This window comes from Neochlamydia sp. TUME1 (assembly GCF_000813645.1).
Lineage (GTDB): Bacteria > Chlamydiota > Chlamydiia > Chlamydiales > Parachlamydiaceae > Neochlamydia.
Genome location: NZ_JRXI01000245.1, coordinates 1 through 1,053, shown reverse-complemented (window position 1 = coordinate 1,053; position 1,053 = coordinate 1). Strand labels below are relative to the sequence as shown.

The 1,053-nt window shown below is 53.2% G+C and carries 1 protein-coding gene; it reads left to right on the top strand.

Translation table 11 applies throughout. The annotated features are described in order from the left end of the window. Positions 1-310, top strand: a 310-nt coding sequence (locus DB41_RS12420; protein WP_238578501.1) for a hypothetical protein, incomplete at its 5' end; no start/stop codon positions are given. Between the last annotated feature and the right edge of the window lie 743 nt (positions 311-1,053).

The following is a 1,053-nucleotide window of genomic DNA, read 5'->3' as shown; positions in this document are numbered from 1 at the left end:
GAAATCAATGCACCAGCTGCACCGCAGGGGGCAAAGGGGGCAAGGCCTCAAAAGATGTGCTTGTCCAGCTGCTCTTCAACCAAAGGATTGGGTGCAGTATATTGCTTTTGTCATTGCCATCATTGTGTTTAATTGTCCACACCATCAGCCTGCCAAGCATGACGCTGTGGGTGAGTATGCAAAGCACATGCAGCAGCTACACACCTGCATCTCAAGGCTGATGGAGGGCATTCACACACAGCAGACCTTCTTCACCCACAGCTTTCACATCTGCCTCACCACCAATGTGCCCACCAACCACCTCAGTTAGCCTCATCACTCTCACTCACACATTGCACAACACCACCTCCTGCCATGCCACCCTCCAATTGAGGCCAACAAGGACACCAAGGTGGGGATAAGGGGGAGGGCAAGGGTGATGGAGCAACTGAAGTGGGGGTGGAGGCTCAAGCCAATGGCCAAGGAAACTGAAGTGGAGGACAAGGGTGAGGGCAATGATGCTGGCAGTGCGGCCAAATGTAACACCACCACTGAGGGAGAGTTAGATAAAGTGGGAGTGAACAATGGAAAAGCCCAATATTGTGGCATTTTCCCACCCAAAGGTCCCAGAGCGCTGGGTATTTGTGGGTCCCAACAGCGAAATCCACCACTCGTGATGATGAGCCGGCATTCCGGTTCCAAAACCGCATAGCACCAGCCAATAAATGGAGGGCCGCGACACACTCGGAGTTGCTTTCGAACACTCCTATCAAGATTCAGCAAACGGCAACACATAATAACTGGTTCAGGGCGTCAAACCGCTCCAGTTGAAAACGCGACTGCCATTACACAGGTCGTACACCACGCGCCCTTTCGATCTTCAGCTAACGATGGACGAAGGAGGAGCCGTTGTGGAGGCGAAGCAGACAATGTTGTCGTCGTCCTCTTCATCGTCGGCACCGGAACAGGAGCCCGAGGAACTGCAGGACCCCATCACCCTCACCCTCCTCGTAACAACCCCCCCCCACAACCGCCACTTTGTTTTCGTCCGTCGTGATTTCAAACTAAAAAAAA